Source organism: Actinocorallia herbida (assembly GCF_003751225.1).
GTDB classification, from domain to species: Bacteria; Actinomycetota; Actinomycetes; order Streptosporangiales; family Streptosporangiaceae; genus Actinocorallia; species Actinocorallia herbida.
In genome coordinates, this window is the sequence record NZ_RJKE01000001.1 from 5,621,702 (window position 1) to 5,643,197 (window position 21,496).

At 73.3% G+C, this 21,496-nt stretch carries 11 protein-coding genes; all 11 read right to left on the reverse strand.

Annotated elements, in window-relative coordinates:
• Positions 1 to 158: 158 nt before the first annotated feature.
• The 11 genes from EDD29_RS25530 to EDD29_RS25580 all read right to left on the reverse strand — a co-directional run bounded on the left by EDD29_RS25530 (position 159) and on the right by EDD29_RS25580 (position 21,320).
• Entirely contained in the window at positions 159 to 1,949 is a 1,791-nt protein-coding gene (locus EDD29_RS25530) for a hypothetical protein (protein ID WP_123666836.1), read from the reverse strand.
• Positions 1,949 to 6,259, reverse strand: coding sequence for a hypothetical protein (locus EDD29_RS25535; RefSeq protein ID WP_123666837.1), 4,311 nt, complete (start codon positions 6,257 to 6,259; stop codon positions 1,949 to 1,951). Before EDD29_RS25535 ends, EDD29_RS25530 begins: the two co-directional genes overlap by 1 nt.
• Entirely contained in the window at positions 6,256 to 9,108 is a 2,853-nt protein-coding gene (locus EDD29_RS47790; RefSeq protein WP_123666838.1) for a hypothetical protein, read from the reverse strand. Before EDD29_RS47790 ends, EDD29_RS25535 begins: the two co-directional genes overlap by 4 nt.
• The gene (locus EDD29_RS25545) at positions 9,105 to 12,413 is read right to left on the reverse strand and encodes a DUF6603 domain-containing protein (protein WP_123666839.1); all 3,309 of its coding nucleotides are present in this window, start codon (positions 12,411 to 12,413) and stop codon (positions 9,105 to 9,107) included. The genes EDD29_RS47790 and EDD29_RS25545 overlap by 4 nt, the downstream gene beginning before the upstream one ends.
• Positions 12,410 to 13,714 (reverse strand): hypothetical protein, encoded by a 1,305-nt coding sequence (locus EDD29_RS25550; protein ID WP_123666840.1) that lies wholly within the window; start codon positions 13,712 to 13,714, stop codon positions 12,410 to 12,412. The genes EDD29_RS25545 and EDD29_RS25550 overlap by 4 nt, the downstream gene beginning before the upstream one ends.
• A 22-nt stretch (positions 13,715 to 13,736) precedes the next feature.
• Positions 13,737 to 16,409 (reverse strand): protein kinase family protein, encoded by a 2,673-nt coding sequence (locus tag EDD29_RS25555; RefSeq protein ID WP_123666841.1) that lies wholly within the window; start codon positions 16,407 to 16,409, stop codon positions 13,737 to 13,739.
• Between the two features lie 172 nt (positions 16,410 to 16,581).
• Positions 16,582 to 16,854 (reverse strand): hypothetical protein, encoded by a 273-nt coding sequence (locus EDD29_RS25560; protein WP_123666842.1) that lies wholly within the window; start codon positions 16,852 to 16,854, stop codon positions 16,582 to 16,584.
• A 49-nt stretch (positions 16,855 to 16,903) separates the two neighbouring features.
• The gene (locus tag EDD29_RS47795; protein WP_281280940.1) at positions 16,904 to 17,026 is read right to left on the reverse strand and encodes a hypothetical protein; all 123 of its coding nucleotides are present in this window, start codon (positions 17,024 to 17,026) and stop codon (positions 16,904 to 16,906) included.
• Entirely contained in the window at positions 17,023 to 17,334 is a 312-nt protein-coding gene (locus EDD29_RS25570) for a hypothetical protein (RefSeq protein ID WP_148086094.1), read from the reverse strand. Before EDD29_RS25570 ends, EDD29_RS47795 begins: the two co-directional genes overlap by 4 nt.
• A 1,758-nt stretch (positions 17,335 to 19,092) precedes the next feature.
• Positions 19,093 to 19,755, reverse strand: coding sequence for a response regulator (locus EDD29_RS25575; protein WP_211359896.1), 663 nt, complete (start codon positions 19,753 to 19,755; stop codon positions 19,093 to 19,095).
• The gene (locus EDD29_RS25580; protein WP_123666845.1) at positions 19,752 to 21,320 is read right to left on the reverse strand and encodes a sensor histidine kinase; all 1,569 of its coding nucleotides are present in this window, start codon (positions 21,318 to 21,320) and stop codon (positions 19,752 to 19,754) included. The genes EDD29_RS25575 and EDD29_RS25580 overlap by 4 nt, the downstream gene beginning before the upstream one ends.
• Between the last annotated feature and the right edge of the window lie 176 nt (positions 21,321 to 21,496).

The window sequence follows — 21,496 nt, forward strand, 5'->3', positions numbered from 1 at the left end:
CGTCGCCACAAAAGGATCTCTTCGGCGGTCTTGGTCCAGATGAAGGGTCGGGAGTTGCTGTTCCAGTCGTTGATCCAGGCGCGGATGTCGGCCTCCAGGGGCTGGACGCTTTGTGGGAGTCGCGGCGGATCTTCTGGTCGGCCTGGATCTGTGACTTGTCATCGGTGCCTACGGATGTGAGGACCGGTCGGTGTCCGGTCGAGGAGATCCCAGCGGGTGCCGCTGGAGGGCTCGGCTCGGCCGGGCGTGACGCGGTACGCCAGCCATACGTGCATGGATCCGTCGTGCCAGCGTCCGGACTGCCAGGCGCGCTCGACGATGAGCCCGTCTTTCGCGACCTGCTCCTCGGCCAGCAGGCGGGGGCGGCGCGGGTCGAGCAGTTCGCTCTTGGGTCCGACCTGTTCGGGGTCCAGCAGCGCCCACGCCTGCATGCGGGCGCGGCGCAGCCGCACCTGTGCGGCCAGGTCTGCGGGGGCCGCGTCCGGGTCGATTCGCTCGGGCAGCAGCGGTATCCACCAGGGCGGCGCGGTCGCTTCCAGCCGGTAGCGCCAGCGGTCGCCGGGCGCCGCCGGCTCGCCGGTCGGGGGCGGCGCGGCAGGGCTCGATGAGGAGAACGCGCGGGCGCGGTCCACGGCTCGGCCGAGCGGGCCCTCGACGAGGTGCTCGATGCCCCAGGCGAGGTTGGCGGCCTCGTCGCGGGTGAGTGCGACCCGTTCCAGTACCGGCCCGTCGAGCCCGCCGGCCAGGGTGGGCGGGATCAGCAGCCAGGGGGACGGGTGGTCGGTGTTCACCTCGTCGCCGGTCAGCTCGAAGAGCCGCCACGCCCGCTGCGGCGGCTTGCCCGGGCCCGAGTCGGCCATCGCCGTGGACGGCACGGTGGTGTGCCCGCCGAAGGTGTCGATGACCTCGACCGAGCGCAGTTCGGTGAGCGATCCGACCGGCACGGCGACGGGGATGGAGAACATGTCGTCGCCGTAGACGGTGGCCAGTTCGGCGACCATCAGGCGGGCCAGGTCGGCTGGGCCGGCGTCCAGGTCGCCGAAGTGGACCTGGCCGTCCTCGAACTCCCACAGCCGCGATGCCGGCATGCCTGTGTACCGCACGGGCGTGGGCACCGCGGTCTTCACCCATTTCCGGCCCGCGGCCGCGTCGAGCCCGTGGGCCTGCTGCTCGCCGGTGACCAGGTCGAACGAGTGCCAGTCCAGGTGACCGCCGCGATGTTCGGGTGCTCGCAGGGTGATCTCGCCTTTCGGGCCTCTGGCGGCGACGGAGAAGGTGTACTCCACCCGCTCCTCATCCCAGCCGGGTTCGCCGTCGAACCCGCCGCGGGCGCGGTACCAGGTCCGCCAGTCATGCACGATCGCTTCGGCTCGGGTCAGGTCGTCGCCCCTGACCCGGGCGGCGAGGGCCCGGGTGACCCGGGCGGGGTCGGCCCTGGCCAGTCCTGCGCCGTCGAGGCCGAGGCGGACCAGTAGTTCGGCGGCTGAACGGCCCAGCCCACCGGCGGTCACGGCATGGTCGGGTGGTGCGAGCGTGAACTCGGCCCGGAGCGCGTCGGCGGCGGCCGGCAGCCCGCCGGTGTGCAGCAGCCTGGTCAGCCGCCGCCCCGCCCGTACCGCCGCGTGAAGGTGGGCGGTGCCGAAACCGGGCTCGGCGGTCGCCTCGGCGACCGTCTCCAGCGGGCGGCCTTCCGGGATCGGCACCGGCCGACCCGGGCGTACCCCTGCCGTCTCCGCGCCGGGAGGGCAGGAGCCGGCCCTGAACGACACCAGCGGCACGCTGCGCCCGGTGACGCGTGCCGCCGCCGGCTGGGCGGCGTCGTCGCCGTGGAACTCGCCGACCTGCCATTGGCGGGCCAGCAGCCACAGCGGGTCGGCTACGCGCATTTCCAGTCCGCCGGACAACTCCGTGTCGCAGACCATCGCCTCGACGCGGTCCCATCCGGTCATCAGTCCTCCTCCTTCGGCCAGTTCGCGATCGAGCCGGGGACGAACACGGTCGGGACGGCCCGGCCGTAGTCGACCAGGTTCTCGGGACCGACCGCCCGCAGGGTGGCCCACTCCAGCGTCTCCATGAGCGTGTCGAGCACGAGCGTCAGGTTCCACTGCTCGCCGTCGGGTGGGACGGCCAGCAGCCAGGTCTGGGGCGGGCGGTTACCGGGGGCGTCGAACTGGAACGTGACCCCGGTGACCTGCTCGGTCCGCGGGATCCGCTCTGACCAGCGGTCCACGACCAGGCCGCAGGCACGGGCGCCCGGTGCCGGCGGCCCGCCCGGCCCGGTCACGGCGACCACCGACAGCCGGCCGCCGGTGCCGGGGGCGGGCAGCGAGGTCGCCGCCCACCCTTCGCCCGGAGCGGCCGGACTCTGGCCGGCGGTCGCGCGCAGACCGGCGCCGGGCTCGAGCAGCTCGCTGAGCATCCCGGCCGTGACCAGTCGCCCGACGTCGGCCCGGACCCGCCCGGCGGCGTCGAGCCAGTCGTCGACGTCGACGGGGTCGGCGACCGCCGTGGTCAGGTCGATGGCGCCGTGGTCGAGTTCGAAGACGCCCAGCAGCGGTACACGCCCGCCGAGGATGGCGGTGACCCGGCCCTGGAGGCCGGGGCGAGGGTCGGCCGGGTCGACCCGCACGGAACCGACCCGCTTGAGCCGCTGCTCGAGCAGTGGCTGCAGCGCGGCGGCGGCCGCCACGTCGCCGGGCGGCCTGCCGGTGGCCAGCCCGAAGCGTGCCATGCGCTCGGCGACCGGGGTGACCGCGGCGGGTGTGGCGATCTGCAGCGCGTCGCTGAGGTCGTCGGCGAGCCGGTCGAACGAGGACACCAGCCGCGCGGCCGCGTCCAGCACGGCGCGGTCGTCGGTCTCCGCCTCGCCGGCGGCCTGGGCGGGACGCAGGTCGCGGGCGTCCGCGACCCGCAGCGCCTCGACCGCGCGGCGCAGCTCGACGGCGAGCACGGTGAACTCGGCCAGCGACACCGTCGCGTCGCCCCGCGCGGCCGGGTCGACCGTGACAGGTCCGGCGCTCCCGGCCGCGCCGGCGGCCAAGGTCGCCAACGGCGCCGGGACCAGCTCCGGGTCCTCACCGACCAGCCACAGTGCGTCCAGCGCGGACAGTCCGAGTGCCTTGAGCGTCAGCCGGTTCGGCGGGCTCGGGCTGCCGCCGCCGTCGCTCGCCGGAGGGCGGGCCGCGAATCCGACCGTGCCCGCGTCGGGCAGCAGCGACGCGGCCCAGGCGCCCAGAGCCGGCGCGATGGTCTCCCGCTCGCCGATCGCCTTCCAGCCACGGCCCGGGTGGGGCGCCGTCGGGTCGAGCAGCACCAGCACTCGGTGTTCGACTCCGATCGAGGCCCGCGGGATGTCGGGGGCGCGCAGTTCAGGTGGGGCGCTGGTGCCGGTGGCCAGGGCGTCGAGCATGGCGGTGGCGCGTGCGAAGCCGGCCCCGGTGAGCTGGTGGACGGCCTCGAACAGGCCGACGTCGTTGACGGCGTCGAACGCGGCTTCGATCTCGTCCAGTGCGCTGCGCACCGCCCGCTCGACGGTGCCGAGGCCGTTGGCGCGGTCGAGGTCGAGCAGCGAGATGCCGTCGACCGGTTCGTCGGGGGGCACGCCCGGCTCTCCGGCGGCGGCGAGCACTTTCCTCCGTACGGGCCGGACGTGGTGGTCGGCGCCCAGCTCGTGCAGTGCCCGCTCGAACCGGTAGCCGAGCAGGTCACCGAGGTCCCGGCCCTGCCTGATGCCGTCGAGCAGCCAGGCCGCCGCCCGTACCCGGTGTGAGCGGATGTCCACCGCGGCGGGCGCGAGTGGCTCGTCGTCGCCGTGCGCGAGCCAGCCCGAGCGGAGCACCGCGGCGGTCGCCGCGTGCGCCATCGAGGGCGCGTGCACGAACCCGGCGGAGCCCGCTTTGCCGCGGGGGGTCAGCCCGGCCACCCAACCGAAGGCGCCGATCTGGATGCCGCCCGGCCGGGCCGCACGCAGCGTGCCGAGCCGCTCGGCCGCGATCGACGTGGCCCAGGCGTCCAAACGGTGGGTGCCGAGCCCGAGGCTCTCGCGCAGGAGCCGGTCCAGCTGTTCGGGGGTGCGGGCGGCCAGCACATCGAGGGCGGCGAGCACCCGCGTGTTCTCGGCGGCGTTGTCCGGGACCAGGTGCAGGCTGTTGGCCAGTAGTTGGTAGAGCAGGGGACGGCGGTCCATGAAGTCATCGCCCATCCCCGAAGGCCGCAGGTCGGGCGTCCGGTCCGCGAAGCGGCCGCGCAGGTCGGCCAGGTACTCGGCGGCCGTGTGGCCGGGGCCCGCGTCGCGCGCCTGGACCACACCGTCAGCGCCCCACTCGCTCGATGTCGAGGCCAGCACGCCCTCGATCAGTTCGGTGTTCTGCTCGCCGAGGACACCCTCGTAGACGGGCAGACCGAGCGAGGCGACCGGGTTCTGCCGGCGCCGCCAGCCTTCGAGCAGGGTCAGCACGACCTGGATCAGATCCTGTGCCTGGCCGGTCAGGTCGGCGTGGCCGGTCTGCAGCAGCAACGCCGGCAGCCCGTCGTGGACCCCCTGCCAGGCCGCGATCTGCTCGTCGATCGACTCGACCTGGTCGTGCAGGGTTCCGCCCCAGTACAGCGCGGCGATCTCGGTGAGCGGCGAGTCGAAGGCCGGGTTGAGCTCCGCGTCGAGCGACAGCAGGAACAGCTCGAAAAGGCCCTGCGGGGTGAACTTGTCGTCGATCTCGTTGAGGCTCGAGTACCGGTCCATCCAGCGCAGGAACAGGCGGGCCGGGTGCGGCCGGGTGGCCAGGATCGTCGCCACGGCGGTCTCGTGCTCGCCCTCGCCCATGCTGTCGATCAGGTTCGGGTCCAGGACGGGCACCGTGCCGGAGGCCGCCCGCCACTGACCCAGCAGCAGCGACACCATCGCCTGGACGTGCCCGGCGGTGGTCGCCGGCTCGTCGGCGATGGTCGAGCGGCACACCGGCAGCACCCCGTACGGCTGTGGCCCGATCGCCAGCGTCGGCAGTGACGCGCCGCCGGTGACCCAGTGCGTGCACCACTCGCGCAGCGTGTCCGCGGCGGTCGGGGGCAGCCCGTCGGCCGTACCGACCCGCAGCAGCTGCCGCGCGAAGGTCCCGAGCACCGCCTCGAAGGTCACGCGCAGCATCGCCCGCGAATGCTCCCGCTCCGGGTCGGTCCCGAACGCCGCGCGCCGCAGGGTCGTCGGGTCCGCGAGGCCGAGCGCGTTCGCCAGCCGTCCGGCGTTGTCGCCCGGCACCTCCGCCACCGGGTCCAGCTCACGGGCGGCAAGGTCCGCCAGCGCCCGTTCCTGCGCGCTCCAGCCGGCCGTCACCGTCTCGGTGTTGTTGGTCGGCGTGCCCTGTGGGACGAAGGCGAGCCCGTCGGTGCGGGCGTGGGCGGCCAGCAACGCGTCGAGGCGGGCGGCCGCGTCCTGCGGTTCCAGCTCGGCGTCGACCCCGACGACCAGCAGGACGGGTAGGACGTCGGCGGCTTGCGCGGCCGCGCCGGTCAGCGGCACGGTTATCGCCATGCCCACCTCGACGGCCCGTTCGTAGTCGAACATCCAGGCCAGGGCCTCGTCGGTGACCAGGCCGCTCTCGGGTGCCTGCCACGGCGGGGCGTTCGGGTCGGGCGCCGTCCGCAGGCCCTCGGCGACCGGCCTGCTCGGCACGCTGAAGATGATTCCCTCGGAGGCGTACCCGACCGCCAGCCACTGGCCGGGCAGCAGCATCGGCCGGGCGGGGGCCCGCTCGCCGGCCTCCACGGGTGCGGGGAACTGCGGCACGCCGAGGGGACCGCGCAGGACCGGACGCAGCTCTCGGGCCAGCCATCCGGCCCGCCGGGTGCCGACGCGGCGGGCGAACGTGCGCCAGGCCGCCTGGCGGCCGGCGTCGTCCTGGGCGGCGAGCCGGGCATGCCAGAACTCGATGGCCAGTTCCCGCTCGACGCGACCGGGCGCGGGGGTGTCCGCGTTGATGCTGACCTGGTCGGGGAGGATCCGGATGCGCAGCTCGGGCGGGTCGAGGCCGAGTCGGTAACGGGTCTCCAGCCGTACCGGCAGAAGCAGCAGCGGCAGGTCGTGGTCAAGCGCGGCGAACGGTAGCTGCTCCAGGATCCCGTCCGGGACGTCCAGGTCGAACGGCCCGGGCGTGTCAGGCCCGGTGGGTCCGAAAGGCCCGCGAGGCCCGGGGCGGATCCCGATCGGCGTGCCGCGGCCGGAACCTGTCGCGGCCGGTCGGTCGGTGCGGTTCTCGGCGGGGGTCATCGTCCGCTCCGGGCGAAAGGGGTGGGCCGGCGCGGCGGTGGGAGCATCGAGTCGGCGTGGACCAGCATGCGGATCGGGCGCTGGAGGGTGATGCGGGCCATCGCGGCGGCGTCCTCGCCCCAGGCGTCCTCGCCGCCGTTGCCCGGCCGCCTCACGCCGTCGGCCAGCCAGGACGGCCCGGTCGGGTCCGCGAACGACGGCAATGGATCGTCGCCCTTGGGGGCCAGATGCGACCAGGACAGATCCGCCCAGGACGCCGGTGGCAGTTCCTCCCGGAAACGCGCGACGGGCGCGTCGAGCCCGAAGCGGGTGCGGCCCGGCTGCTGCTCGAGGACGAAGAACCAGCCGGGGCGGGCGTCGTCGGGATCCGTGCTGCCGCGTGCGTCCTCCTCGTCGAGGGCGAACCCCCAGAAGCGGGTATCGCTCTCCAGCCGCCCGGCCATCACGGGCAGGCGGACCTCGCCGTGTTTCTTGTTCTCCCTGCGCCTGCCGTTGCGCCAGACGGCCTGAACCGCGTACACGCGCAGGTCCGGGTAGCGGCGGGGCAGGGCGCCCTTGAACAGCAGGACCAGGCCGGCTCCTCCCGCCTCTTCCGGCCGGTGCCCGCCGAGCGAGGTGGCCGGCGCCCAGGTCCCGATCGGCGGGATGTCGGCCGGCCCGCCCGGTCCGGTGTCCCAGAACCGCCGTGCCCAGGTGGCGCCGGGGCGAGCGGGGTACTCGCGCCACAGGAACTCGCGGCCCAGCTCGTGGTTGAGCCCGGCCAGGAACGCCTCCACGAACGGCTCGTTGACCTCCAGCAGCCCGAGCGTGTCGTCCGGGATCACGCCGATCCCCGGGACCAGGTATTCGGCCGACAGCGCGATCAGCCGCTGCGACATCGGGGTCGTGAAGGCCGGGTGCGCGCGTGCGCGCGGCGGCACGTCGTGGGTGCGGTCCGCGCTCAGGCCCAGGACGCGTGTCTCCACCATCGCCTTGACCGTCCCCGCCGGGTCCAGCCCCGCCCGTACGTACGGCACCAGGGTGGCGACGGGCACGCCGCCGCCGACGTCGGGCAGCCGGATAGGGCCCGGGTCCGGGTCGGGATCGATGGCACGGGCCCGGCGCCGGACCGGCGTGACCCGGCGGTCGCGCCGGGCGGCCCGGATCATCGCCCTGCGCTCGGCCGCTGCGGGGACCAGCGGGCCGAGATCGGGTGGCGGCTCGTCCACTTCGGTGCCGAACGCCGTGTGCACGGTGCGCCACGCCGACGCGAACTCGATCGGTGCGGCGAGAGCGGCGGCGGTGACGGCGGCCGTCGCAGGCAGGCGCGTTCCCGTGCCCAGGCCGGAGACCGTGAAGCCGCGTACGGTCCGGGTCTGGCGCCGGAACGCGCCGCAGACCAGCCCGTCGGGTAGCGCGGACGCGGCCACGGCCCCCCTGACGGTGCCTGAGGTCGGGTGGGTGAGCCGGGCCATGGCGGGCCCCGCCACCTGAAGGATCCGGGCGTCGTCGAAGGTCTGGAAGCGGGGCTCGGCTTTGCGGCCCAGCTCCCAGGCCAGCCGGGCCCGGCCGAGCGTGCGGTTCACCGCCCGCATCTTCGCCGCGTGGCGCCAGGCCGCGGCTATCAGCGCCTCCTGGTCGGCCCGCACGACCTCGGCGCCGAGCCCGGCCACCGAGCGGTGCTGCGGCTCGGTGTTGAGCTGCCCGAGCCATACCGGCTCCGCACCGTCGGCCGGCACGGCACGCCGCTTGGCCTGCGGCGCCCCGTACGCGGGCGGACCGACGACCGGGTCATGGACCAGGGCGTCGTACGGTGCCGGGTGCGGGCCGGGTGCCAGGCGCTTGTTGACCGCCCGGCGCAGCGCGTCCTTCATGCGCGTCCGGTGGGCGGCGGGCCATCGGCGGGCCGCGCCTGCCGGGGCGAGCAGGGCGCCCTCGTAGGTGAGCAGCGTCCCGGGGGCGCTCGGCAGGCCCCCGCCGGGGTCGCTCACGTCCAGGTCGCGGCGCCCGACGCTGCCCGGCAGCTCGCGTGGCCGCAGGCGGCGCACCAGCGACTCGAAGTCGCCGCGAGGGCCGGTGGAGAAGCGCCACGAGTCGTAGACCGGCAGCCGTACCGCGTCATCGGTCTCCGTGTCCCAGGCCGGCCCGGAACCGGTGACGGCCTCACCCAGCCCGGCCTGGCGGCCGGTTTCGAAGGTCGGCACGACGCACGCCAGCCACGAGCCGCCGGGAGTGAGCCGGCGTGGGCACAGCAGCCTGGACCGGAACGCCTCGGGCGCCCCGGCCAGGGCGGCGGGTACCCCGCCGGTCAGGTCGACGTCGGCCTGCACATGTGCCCAGGCCCAGCAATGACGCAGGTCCGGCAGCTCGCCGGCCAGTCCGTTCTCGACGTGCAGCACAGGCGCCCGCGCGGGCCAGACGGCCGGTTCCAGGCTCACCCCGTCGCGTTCGGCGACCACGACCAGGGCCAGCCACGGCTGCAACAGCCCGTCCCCGGGCGAAGCCGGGGTGAAGCGCCAGGGCAGATCGGGCGAGGCCAGCTCGACGTGGGCGAAGTAGTGGGGCTCGGCGTCGGTCGTGTCCGGCTCGGGGTCGCGGCGCAGCACCTGGCGCGGGTCGAGGCCGATCACCTCGCCCGGGCCACGCAGCCGCACGGCCGGGCCGGGCACCGGCTGGTCGGTGTCGGAGCCCGGCCCGGTCCCGCGCGCCCGCACGGTGATCGTGATGGTCGCGGTATCGGCGGGGGCGAGGCCGGCCTGTGCGGGCACATCGAGGTGGGCGGCAAGGCCGGAGCGCAGCCAGGGCAGGAAGGTCGGGGCGATGATGGCGGGCTCGTTAACGGCGGGATCAGTCACGGCGGGATCGGTCACGGCGGCGCCTCCCAGCTCGGCACGACGACGGTGCTGGTTCGGCGCCCGACCTCGCTCTGGTGGGCGGCCGACCAGGTGGCGGCGCGGCCCTGGACCGCGCCGGTGTCGCGGTGGACGACCGCGTAAGCCGGGCCCTGGATGGTGGCCTGTTCGGGGTCGGCCGCGATCTGGAACCCGCCGCGCGTCGCATCGCCATCGGCGGTCATGGTCAGGACGCCGGAGCGCACGTCCCCGGCCATGTCCACCACGCCCAGGTCGACCCGGTCCTCGCCCAGCTCGGGATCACGCAGGATCTCCTCGAACTCCAGCGTGCCCGGCCGTGCCGTCCCGGCCACGATCTCTCCGCCGCCGAACTCGATCCCGGCCTGCAGGCGTTCGAAGGACGGTGACGACAGCCGGTCGCCGGCGGCCAGCTCGAAGAAGTAACCGGGCGCGAACCAGTCGTGTACCGCGCCCGAGCCGGTCAGCGCGGCGGCGCCCGGCTCGACGGTGAACGTGTCGTGTACGCCCAGGGGCGCGTCCCCGGCCTTGTCCAAGCGAACGCCGAGCGGGACGACTCGCTGGGCGACGGTGACGACGCCGTCGGGCAGGACGACCAACTCGTCCGGGCGCGGCTCGGTGCCGGCGACGACAACGCCGGGCGAGGTACCGGCCACCGTGGACCACGCGGCCTCGGTGGCCAGGGCGGCGGTGAGCTCCTCGAGCAGCTCGACGGGGGCGACGGCCGACTCCGGCTGCCTGGAGCCGATGCGCTCGTCGATGCGCACGTGCTCCTCGAAGCCGAGGAACTTGAACGAGGCGGTGCCCACGACGAGCCACGGGTTCGGTCCCTCGACGCTCGCCTCCAGCCAGACCCCGGCCAGGTCGACGCCCGCGGCCCTGACCACGACGTACCAGCCCAGGCGGGTCGACAGGAGGAACGGGCTGAACTCGACCAGCGCGTCGAAGGAGGCACCGCCCTCGACGCCGAAGCCGGCGACCTGGGCCGACAGGTGGAACGTCGAGCCGAACTGGACCGAGTTGGAGGTGATGGCCAGGTAACACGAGAAGCCGATGTCCAGTACGGGCGCCGCGCTGATGGCCAGCGACAGCGGTGCCAGAGCGGGAAAGTCGTCGGGTGCGTCGAAGCCCGGATGGAAGCCGCCGAGCGCCATCAAGAACGACGGCCGGCCGGCGAAGCCCGAGCGCACGGCCATCCCACCGGTCAGCGCGAAGAACACGATGTGGGAGTCGTGCAGTTCGGCGTCGATCCACAAGGTGCCCGCGGCCGCGTCGATCCCACCGCCGATATCCAGGTTCAGGGCGACCAGGTCGGTGTCCGCGCTGGGCAGGATCGAGGTCACCGACCCGATGAGGCCGATCGTGATCGGGTCGGGCAGCGACAGCACGATGCCGAGCTCCGCCTCGATCAGCGGCGGGGTACCCCAGGCGAGCCGGACCACCGGCCCGAACACGTGGCGGTCCTGCTCGGCCGGGAAGATCGCCGACAGCTCGGCGATGACCTGGGGGGCGTCCTCGACCGGGTTCGCCGGGAACAGCACCGTGTCCATGCCGCCCGAGCGCACCGCCGCGGCCAGCGCGTCGCTGTCGAGGTCCCGGTTGATCCCGGCCAGCCCGCCCACGCCGGTGAGGGCGAACCCGAAGCCGAGCTGGATCGCCGGCAGGTCGATGAACAGGGCGAAGAACATCGACCACTCGCCCGAGGGGAGCGCCTCGGTGTCGATGATGACGATCGCGCAGATCCCGACGCCGAGCATTTCCAGCTCGATGACGCCGGCGTACCGGCCCGGCTCCCGGTCGAAGAACAGGCAGCCACCGCCCTTGACGGTCTCCAGCTCGAGGTTCAGGCAGGCCCCGTCGGGCGGCTCGAAGCCGAAGGCCAGGCCGACCGGGCCGAGCCGGATCGTCCCGGGACCGCCGGCGTCCCCGTCCAGCAGCTCGACCCGCAGGCCCATCCCGTGCACCGACGCGGACAGCGGCCCGACGTGGCCGCCGATCTCGGTGGTGAAGACCAACGCGATCACGCCACCGCCGACGGACAGGGCGATGGTGAGGCCGGAGATGGTCAGCGGCCCCAGGGTGATGCTGGTGGCGATGCGCACGGTCAGGCCGGCGGCGCCGTCGATGCCGAGCCCGTCCGCCGACGACCAGCGTCCGCTCAGCGCCAGCTCCACGACGATGTCCCCGCCCAGCAGCGAGGCCAGGAACGAGTCGCCGTCACCTGGCACGATGACCAGCCGCAGCCCGTCCGTGCCGGCCTCGAAGACGACCGACGGCGCCGAGATGAGCGAGTCGCCGCCGAGCCCGAGGGTGAGGGCGGCGAGCTCGACGCGGGTCGCGCCCGGCTCGCCGATCAGCGCCCACGGCACCGGCGGGCGCCCGGCCAGCTCCACCGCGGCGCTGTCCAGTGCGGCCTCGCCGTCGAGCGGCTCGGCCCACCCGGCGCCGAGCACGGCGCCGCCGGGCCCGGGCCCGCCGTCGGCCGCGACCGACCAGCCGCCGCCCAGGTCGATGCCGCCGGGGACGCGGTCCAGTCCCTCGACCGTGATGGCGAGGCCGGGCCCGTCCACGGTGTCCACCGCCTCGAACGCGCCGGTCAGGCCGAGCACGCCCGGCCGGCTCCCCGGGAGCGACAGGGTCACCCGCTCACCACCGGGCGCGGGCGCCTCCGCCTCCGCCTCGCCCTCGGGTCCGCCCACCGGCCAGGCGGGCGGTGCGGCCGTGACCCCGCCCGCGTCCAGCCGACGGCGCAGCGGGCCGGCCAGTGCCCCCGGATCGGCGAGGGCCTCGGCCCAGGGCGCCGCATCCGAGAGCGCGGCGGCGAGCCGGTCCAGGTCGAAGCCGGGTGGCGCGCCGTCCGCCGCGCTGACGACGCCGACCAGGCGCATCAGCTCGTAGGCCGTGCCGTGCCGATCACGCAGCCAGCGGGTGAGCAGGTATCCGGGCAGGGCGTCGGCCAGGAACGACCACAGCGCCGGGGCGTCGAACGGCGCCGCCAGGTCCGCCACCGCCGACTCGTCCAAGTCGGCCAGGTCCGCGAAAGCGTCCGCCAGGGCGGCCAGGTTCGTGACCAGCCCGGCCGTGCGTTCGGCGGCGGGCACGGTCTCGTCGTCCAGCGCCAGCAGCGCATCGACGGTCGTCTGTGCGGTCGTGGCGAGGGCCGCGAGCTGCTCGGGCACCGCCGGCGGAGCCGCGGGCGCCGTGACCACGCCCAGCTCGCGCAGGAGCGCGTCGGCCCCGTCCGGGCCGGCGAGCGCGTCGATCAGCGGCGCGACCAGCGCCGCCAGCTCCTCGGCGAGGCTCATGGCTCCTCCGGCGCGATCAGGCCCGCCTCCCGGAAGATCTGATCCCGGCGAGCGACCTGGTGGCCGGCGTACAGGCGCACCAGCGGTGTCCGCCCGACGGCGTCGCGGATGTTCTTGCCCGCCAACGACTCCAGCATTTCGGCCTCGAGATCCGGGATCGAGGCGTCGAGCCACTCGGCCACCCTGCCGCGGATGAGCGCGACCTTCTCGTACCGCGGGATGGACCGGGTCTTGGCGATCTGCTCCAGCTGGTCCCTCACCTCCTTGGACATCGCCGTGTTCAGGTCCAGGTCCAGGTGGGTGGCGCGCCCGAGGCCGCCGGTGATCGCCCCGATGGTGAAGTCCGTCACGTGGCGGGTGCTGATGGTGACGATGGTGAGCGGCGAGACCGGGCGCCACAGGGTGGTGTCGGTCGGCCTCCCGACGCCTGGAAACGGGTCGATGGGGTGGACGGGCGCCCAGTGGTCCGTGTGCCGGGTGCGGATGCCGTCCGAGACGATCTGCTTCAGCGCGTCTGGACCCGAGACGGTCCGGACGCCGCCGGACTTGGACACGCTGACGCCGCCGGAAAGGTGCTTTCGCGGCGTGCTGTAGGCCTTCGCCTGCTGCGACACCCACAGCTGGGGGTGGGGCAGGAACGAGTCGAAGCCGTCGGCGGGCCCCTGCCTCGGGTCGAGCTTGAGCAGCCTGACCTGGTGGACGGGCTCGCCGGCGACGAAGCGGAGCCCGCTCATGGTGACGGACTGGATGAGCTCGTAGACGGGGCCCTGCTCCTGCCCGTTCCAGCGGACGTGCTTGCGCGTGAAGGCCACCATGGCGGCGCGGAGCGGGTTCTCCAGCAGCATCGACGGGTCCAGGCCGTGCGCGGCCACCTGGCCGTGGGCGGTCACCACCGCCTCGACGATGCGCAGGGTCCATTCCTTGGCCGATAGCCTCACCCTGGCGCTCCCGACGAAGTCCTCGCCGATCAGCAGCCCGTACGGGTCCGACCGCTGCAGCCGTCCGGCCTCCCGCAGGATCTCGTCGACGGCCATGAGCAGCCAGTCGGTCTGGTGCTCGCGGATCCCCGCCAGCCACAGGGCCTCGGTGACCGGCAGCGCGCCGCCGCCGACGCTGACCGTCACGTCGTTCAGGCGAGTCCTGGCGATGGCATCGACCTCGTTCAGGACCTCCTCGTCGGTGAAGGTGCCGACGACCTTGCCGGGGTTGCCGGGACCGTCGATCCGGGGCCGCGTCTGGGCGTGGAAACGGATCGCGGTCCACGTGGCCTTCTTGGCCTTCCTCCCGGCGCCTTTGGCCACAGCGCGTACCACCTTGGCGCCGCTAGCCATCGACGGCCTCCAGCCACTCGACCGGTCCGATGCCCGGGTTGTTGCGCAGGAAGCGGGTGTACGACGTCTGCAGCGAGGCGATGGCGAACCCCCCGCCGTCGTCGCTGACCAGGTCGTCGACCGTGAGCCAGCCGTCCTGCGTCTCGTCGATGAGCCTGCTCGCGAACGACGTGATCGCGGACGTGGCCTCGTCGGCGCCATCGGCGGCCAGGGCCTTGACCAGGTTCTCCGCATCCCGGGCCCGGCGCTTGGAGCCCGAGGCCACGCCCGCGTCCCGCAGGACGCTCGGCTGGGCCAGGGCGGCCTCCGCCTCGGCGACGGGGAAGTCGTCGGCCCAGCCCGATGGCGTGAACAACCGGAGCGACGACGCGCCCGGCGGCGCCTCGGGCAGGCGGCGCAGGATCTCGCCGGCCCCGCGCACGAAGCCGCTGGACACGAACGGCAGGGCCGAGCCGATCATCATGAGCGCGAGCTGGAAGTCGGTGACCGGGCGGCCCCAGCGGTCACGGCCCGTCTGCCAGGCGTAGACCAGCTCGCCGAGGTCGGCGGCGTCTCCGACGAAGGGCATGAACCCCACCAGCACGTCGGCGAGGTCGAAGAACAGGCCGTCCATCGCGCCGAAGTCGTCGTGGCGGTGGGTTTTCGGGGTCAGCACCCAGTGCACGCCGGAGTCCGGGTCGCGCCAGGTGCCCATCCTCGTGTCGTGGTCGTAGGCCAGGTGCGGGGTGTCCTCGTCCGCGAACGGGTCCTCCCGGAACGGCTCGAACAGGTCCTGGATCTGCTGCAGGACCAGCTCCTCCCACACCACCTGCAGCGCCTGCTCCAGGATGGACGGCGGGAACAGGTCGGCCCAGCGTGTGGTGGGCAGCTCCGTGCTCCACGGCCGGGGCAGCGGGCTGGGCTCGTTCAGCCCCGGCCCCACCGGCTCCGCCCCCCAGTATTCGGCGATGAACAGGTGACCGGTGGCGACGGTGCGCGTGACGCCGGAGGGGTTGCCGGCCGCCGGGCCGTCGCGGTTGCCGCTCGGGAACGAGGCGATGCGGACGTCGCCGGTGGTCCAGACGCTGACATGCGCCCCGCCCTCGAAGATCTCGTTCTCGGGGATGTTCATGTGCAGGTCGGTGTAGTAGTGCACGTCCAGCGCGTAGGCGTCGATCCCCGACAGCGGGTTCACGGTCAGCTCGATCACGCAGGGGACGACCGGGGTGCCCTCCGGCGCGAACGGCTCGTCGGGGATCACCCCCTGGGAGACCGGGTAGACGAGCGTGACCCCGTCGGGCTTGGGCTTCACCATGACCTGCGGGAACAGCGTCGTGTCCGGCGGGACAACGTCGGCAGGGTCGAACACGCACTCGTTCGGCTGCGGCTCGATCAGGCTGGTGGCCAGCAGGGCCGTCGTGTCGATCTGGGCGCCGAGGCGTGGCACGAGCCGGTCGTCCTGGACCCGGTAGACCTCCAGCGTCCACGGCCGCTGGTCGAGATCGCCGATGGTGTGCTCGATGGCCACGCCGCGGCCCGCGACCACGATCACCGCCGGTTTCACCTGCGCGGCACCTGGCGCGTAGTCCCAGGCCACGCTCCCGGTCAGCCCCTCGTTCGAGTGCTCGTCCGAGGGGTCCGCGAACACGGTCTCGCGGAACAGGGTGATCGTCGCGTGGCCCCACACGGTGAGCGTGACCTTCTTGTCCGGGTCGCCGGTCGGCGCGTTCGCCGCCAGCGGGCTCGGCGGATCGCCCGGCGTGGACAGCCGGCCGCCTCTGACCACGCCGAGGCGCAGCAGCTCGGTCAGCACGTCGAGCCAGGTCGGCGCGTCGTCGGCAGTGAACACGCGGCGCTGCCGCTCCCACAGGCGGTCCGCCTCGCCCCGCGCCTGGAGCTCGGCGAACAGGGCCTCCCAGAAGCGGGCGTGGGCGCGGCCCGGCCAGAAGCGCTCGCGGCCGAGCAAGAAGCGCAGGTTCGCCGGGCCCGGCCCCGACGCGGGCACGTGCAGCGCCCGGTCGGCCAGGAGCTGCCCGCGCAGGAAGTCCTCCCGCGCCTCGACCAGCTCCTCGACGACCTGGACGACCTCCTTGGCGGCGGGGGGCAGCAGGTCCCCGTCGGTGGCCGTCGCGAGCTCGTACCACCGTGCCGGGTCCAGGATCCACAGCAGGCCGCCACCGGCCTGTCTGGGCAGGAGCCTGTCGGCGGCCTCCCAGTCCCTGCGCGAGGGAATCGTCGGCGCGAGCGCCTGCACCGCGCGCTCGACGACGTCGGCGACCGCGGTGGTGATCGCCGACGGGACCGTGCCGTCTCGGGTGTGGTCGTCGCTGCCGAACACGCCGAAGTCGAAGTCGATGCCGTACGGCCCGGCGAGCAGCTCGGTCAGGTCCACGGCGGGTGCGGCCTCCAGCCACACGCTGGGCCCAGCGGCCCGCTTGTCCGGCGACACGTCGATGGCGGAGACCAGTTCGAGCGTGTCGCGCCGCACCACCCGCCACTCGTCGGCCTGGGAGACTCCGGCGCCTGCGCCGAAGGCGACGGCGCCGACATCGTGGCCCAGCAGCAGCGCGGCCCGGATCGCCGGGCGCACGGCCGTGAGCAGCGCACCGTAGGTCGGCCCGTCGTCCCACGCCGCCTGGGACCACCAGGACTGATTCTGGAGCGTCCGATCATCTGGCCAGAACACGATGATTCCGCCTTCTATCGGCTTTGGGCCCCGAAGGGAACCCTAGTCCCGTGCGGGAAGCGAAGCCAGGCCCGGTCTCGGACAGCTGTATGCGCCCAGAGCGGCATGGGGCGCCCCCTGACCACCACGACGCGACCCCCGGCCCCGGGAGCGGGCCGGGGCCGCTCGCGCCTCACAGCCACTCGTAACGGATGGCGTTGTGGCGGGTGATGATGTCCGTCAACGGGGGCCAGGTCCACCAGGAGACCGCCGCCGAGCGCCAGGGCGAAATCCAGGTCCGGGACGGGTACGGGCGGCCTGCGGCGATCGAGCAAGCGAGAACGGGGATCGAGGCGAGGACGGTACCGAGAAGGACGGTGAAGGCCAGGGGAACGGCGGTTTCGAGAAGGATGATGAGGCGGAGTACGCCGGAGGGAGAAGGGGCGGCGGCGTTCGAGCAGGCCATTGACCGGGGAACTCGTCAGGCCACAGCCGGCCATGACGATGACGACGAACTACTGGCGCAAGGCCGGCAGCCGCAGCGTCCGGCAGGCCTGGTCGCTCGCGGCTTCGGCGGCGGGCTCCATGAGGCCACGCCGACGAGTCAGCCGCGACGACTGGAGGTAGGAGCTGCTCATCGGAATTCTCCCGCCTGTGCCGGACTGGTGCGGCGCAGTAGCTGGTCATAGGCGCTCACCAAGGGCAGCAGCCGCGTGCCGGCTGGCAGGCTGCCGGGCTCCCTACGGGTGAAGGAGACGAGGTCGTCAGGCAGCTCAGCAACCCGGACTGCGACCACTGTCCGGTGCGGATCGGCCTGCGGGTCGGTCTGGACGGCTTTGCGGGCTTCGACCGCGACCACGTCGGCGAACAGCGCGCCGCCCCCAAGCGCCGCAGCGATCCCCGCGACCACGCGCTCGTGGCCGAGGGCGCGGTGCAACAACACCACCTGGACGAGGTGGACGAGTCGGCCGGCAGGGCAGAGCCGCGTGCACAGCGCCTCGGCACCCGAAGCATCCCCACGGGCGCGGGGCCGACGGGTTCGAGGAGCAAGCCGCCTCAATCTGGAACGGAGCATCCCCACGGGCGCGGGGCCGACCCGATGGTGACCCGCTCGTGGATGGGTAGGCGCGGAGCATCCCCGCGGGTGCGGGGCCGACCCGCCGGAGGTGGAACGGGTGCCATGGGCGCAGGGAGCATCCCCGCGGGCGCGGGGCCGACACGCGCACGTCGTCCCAGTCGGGGTGAAGGATCGGAGCATCCCCGCGGGCGCGGGGCCGACACGGACGGGCCGCAGGTGAAGTGACTGGCCTCGGGAGCATCCGCGGGCGCGGGGCCGACCGTTCGTTCCTGACCAAGGAACTCGGGGAGAACGGAGCATCCCCGCGGGTGCGGGGCCGAGTCGCCGACCTCCCCGAGGCTCTCCCCGTAGCCCGGAGCATCCCCGCGGGCGCGGGGCCGACAGGTCCCACTGCCAGGTCGTCTTGGACGACTGCGGAGCGTCCCCGCTGGCGCGGGGCCGACCCGGTGCGGTGCGGAACGACACGAATGCTGACAGGAGCATCCCCGCTGGCGCGGGGCCGACCCGGTGCGGTGCGGAACGACACGAATGCTGACAGGAGCATCCCCGCGGGTGCGGGGTCGAGGGCTTGCGGGCCCGGGCCGGCGCGCGCCACATCGGAGCATCCCCGCGGGTGCGGGGTCGAGCCTCGGCGCACGAGGTAGACCTCCGCACGGGTCGGAGCATTCCCGCGGGTGCGGGGTCGAGGCTTGCTGACCTGGGGGTTTGTGCGTCGGACGCGCCGAATTTAGTTAGTCGGAATTTCCTAGTATCGATAGCTGCAAGCGTCTGGTGGGTGGGTCTGGAGTTCGGTGGATGTTCCGGGTATGGAGGTTTGAGGGCAGTGTAGAGCTTGGTCAGGTTGGGATCGGGGGGCTATGTGTTCGCTCGTTATCTCGGTGGTGTCTTCGTAGGACGTCGTGCAGGCTTGTTGGGGGCCGACTGGTGTGGGGTTTATGGGTTGGCTGGCTGCGGGGGTAGAGGAGGACGGGAGGGTTGGGGGGCGCATTTGGCGGCTTCGGCGCCAGAGGAGGGTGGAGGGGGGCTGGGTGGGGGGAAGGTGCTCGGGTCTCGGTTGGCTGCGGCTCGGGGGATCATGATGGCTTGGTCGGTGGGGATTTCGGTGTCCGCGTAGGTGACGGATTCGTGGGTGAAGCGGATGGCGGCGTTGGCGATGAGGGTGACCGTTGCTTGTGGTCGGCGATCACGCGGAGGGATGCCGGGGACGCCGGTTCGTCATCGGTCGGAGAGGGATCGGCCGTTCCGGTGTGGCAGGGCGCTCAGGAGGTCGTCGGCGCGGGTGGTCTTGCGCTCGGTGACGAGGTCGGTCATGTAGGCGGTGTCACGGTGGTGGGGGTCGCCGTGCAGGAGGAGGTCTTCCGACCAGATGCGCAGGGCGGTGCGCGCGCGGGTGGGACGGCGAAGTCGGAGACGAGGTCGGCTTCGCGGCCGTCGGCCATTCGGGTGATGAGGTCCGCGGTGATCTGCTCGATACCACCCGGATCCCGAGCGGAGGCGACCGCCCGGAGTTCGCCCGCCCGCGCGGGGCACCAGGCTCGCGAAATACTCGGCCTGTGATTCCTGGTGGTCGCTGCGGCCTTGATGCGGAACGCCGGCGAGCCGTCTGGTCCCGGTGGTCGAATGTGGCTAGGGCTTGACGAGGCCCTCACGGATGGCGACCAGGGCCGCTTGGGTGCGGGAGTCGAGGTTCAGTTTCGACAGAACGTTGCTGACGTGGGTACGGGCGGTGCGCTCGCTGATGGACAGATGGTCGGCGATGGCGCGGTTCGACAGGCCCTTCGCGACGAGGACGAGGACCTCGCGTTCCCGGGTGCTGAGCGACGCCAGGCCGTGGGTGGGGGCGACGAGCCGTTGGGTGAGCTGCCGAGCGACGGCCGGGTCCAGGAAGACCTCGTCGCGTTGGGAGGCTCTGATCGCCTCCTCGAGTTCGTCCGGGGAAGCGTCCTTGAGCACGTATCCGCTCGCGCCGAGGGCCAGGGCGGCCTGGACGCGCTCGATCTCGGAGTAGCTGGTGAGGATGATGGTCCGCACGCCCGGGTACCGCTCCGCGATCGCGGCGGTGGTCTGGATCCCGTCCATCTTGGGCATCTGCAGGTCCAGAAGGACCACTTCGGGAAGCCGGGCGCGCACGTGCAGCTCGGCGAGCCGCTCCATCGCCTGCCTCCCGTCGGCGGCCTCGCCGACGAGCCTGATGTCGTCGGCGAACTCCAGGAAGCTCGCGATCCCGCGGCGCACCACCGTGTGGTCGTCGACGACGAAGACCGTGATGTCCCTGGACTGCTCGTTCACGCGGTTCCCTCCTGCGGGTCCGGGACGCCACCGTGCTGGATCCGGAGTTCCGCCCTGACTCGGGTTCCCTTGTGCTCCCGCTCTGGCGCGATCGTGACGGAGCCTCCCCATCTGCCCGCCCGGTCGCGCATGGAGATGAGGCCGAAGCCGCTCGGCCCGGCGGAGTCGGCCGCCGCTCCGTGCCCGTCGTCCACGACATCGATCCACACGACGCCGGCGCTCCGGTCGAAGCCGACGTCGACGCCCACTTCTGATGGCGCGGCGTGCTTGACCGCGTTGTGCAGTGCCTCGCTGACGATCTGGTAGACGTCCTCGACGAACGCCGGCGTGCTCATCGTCTCGACGAGAGGATCCACGGCCAGGTCGACACTGACGTCGTGGCGGCGCTCGATGCCCTTGACCAGGGTGTGGAGGGCCGTGCTGAGTCCCAGTTCGGCCGGCACCGATGGCTGAAGGGCGAGCACGACGCCGCGCAGGTCGCGTTGGACGGCGTCGACCAGGCCGGTCACTTCCGCGGCGGCTGCCCGCACCCGTTCGGCGAGCGGATCGGAGAGCCGCTTCCCCATGCCCGAGAGGGCCTTGGCCTGCATCCCGATGGAGAACACGTGCTGGACCACGGAGTCGTGCAGTTCCCGGCCGAGCCGTTTGCGCTCCTCTCGGCGGACCGATACGCGCTCCTGGTCGATGAGCGTCGCGTAGTCGACCGCCAGCGCGGCCTGCTCGGCCATCGCTTCGAGGAACTCCAGGATGGCGGGGTTCGCCGGGCAGCCGCGCGCCAGGTAGACGTTGAGGGCTCCCAGCGGCTTGTCCCGTGAGATCAGAGGCGTGCTGACGAAGTCCTCCCATGCGAGCTGGGAGACGTAGTCGTGCATCGGCTCCCAGCGCGGATCGGCCAGCATCTCGGCCTTGCGCCCGGGAAGGACGCACTGCCGCCGCTCGCCCATGCTGCGGAGAGTGGCCAGGTCGGCCCCGCGGTCCCGTGAGGCCATGAGCAGTTCGAAGAACGGCTCCACCTGGGCGAACCCGGCGGATCCCATGAGCTGCAGCCGGTCGCCTCCGGGGGCGAACGTCATGATCTGGGTGCCCGCCACGCCCGGGGACACCTGGACCTCCGCGGCCATCGCGCCGAGGACCTCTTCCAGAGAGCCGTTCGAGGCCATGCCGGCGGCGGTCCTCGCCAGCGCGGCGACCCTCCGGTGCTGGGTCTGCTGCTCGGTGACGTCCCGGAAGACGACCAGTGTTCCTTCACCGCCCAGGCGCACCCGCGCGCCCTCCTGGTAGCCGAGCCAACGCTCGTCCTGAGGCCCGGCGGACCAGGCGCACACGCTCTCACCGGTCTCCGAGGGCATTTCGTTCTCCGCGGAGCGCCGGATGAGGCGGAACGGGGCGATGGCTCCGGCCAGGTCCCCTGCCGCCCGGCCCATGATGGCCGCGCCCGCCGGGTTGATCCACTGGATCCTCCCGGAGGAGTCCACGAGCGCGATCCCGGCGGGCAGCCCGCCGAGCGCGATCTCCCAGAGGCGCGACGGCACGGCCTCGCCGGGGTCCTCGGGCTCATACGTCAATTGTCGCCACCTCGCACTCCGTGATCCGCGTGCCTGTCACGTCATCCGCCCGATGCCCGGGACGGGGGGTCGTCCCTACCGTCGGACCGGGCGGCACTCGCAGGGTGCCTCCGCGGTGGACGGCACCTCGATGAACAGCGGCCGCACCACCGTGCCCGACCAATCTACCTGCAGAA

Coding starts and splice junctions, on each gene's coding strand:
- EDD29_RS25530 (WP_123666836.1), bottom strand. CDS start 1,949: ATGACCGGATGGGACCGCGTCGAGGCGATGGTCTGCGACACGGAGTTG.
- EDD29_RS25535 (WP_123666837.1), bottom strand. CDS start 6,259: ATGACCCCCGCCGAGAACCGCACCGACCGACCGGCCGCGACAGGTTCC.
- EDD29_RS47795 (WP_281280940.1), bottom strand. CDS start 17,026: ATGAGCAGCTCCTACCTCCAGTCGTCGCGGCTGACTCGTCGGCGTGGC.
- EDD29_RS25545 (WP_123666839.1), bottom strand. CDS start 12,413: ATGAGCCTCGCCGAGGAGCTGGCGGCGCTGGTCGCGCCGCTGATCGAC.
- EDD29_RS25560 (WP_123666842.1), bottom strand. CDS start 16,854: ATGGCCTGCTCGAACGCCGCCGCCCCTTCTCCCTCCGGCGTACTCCGC.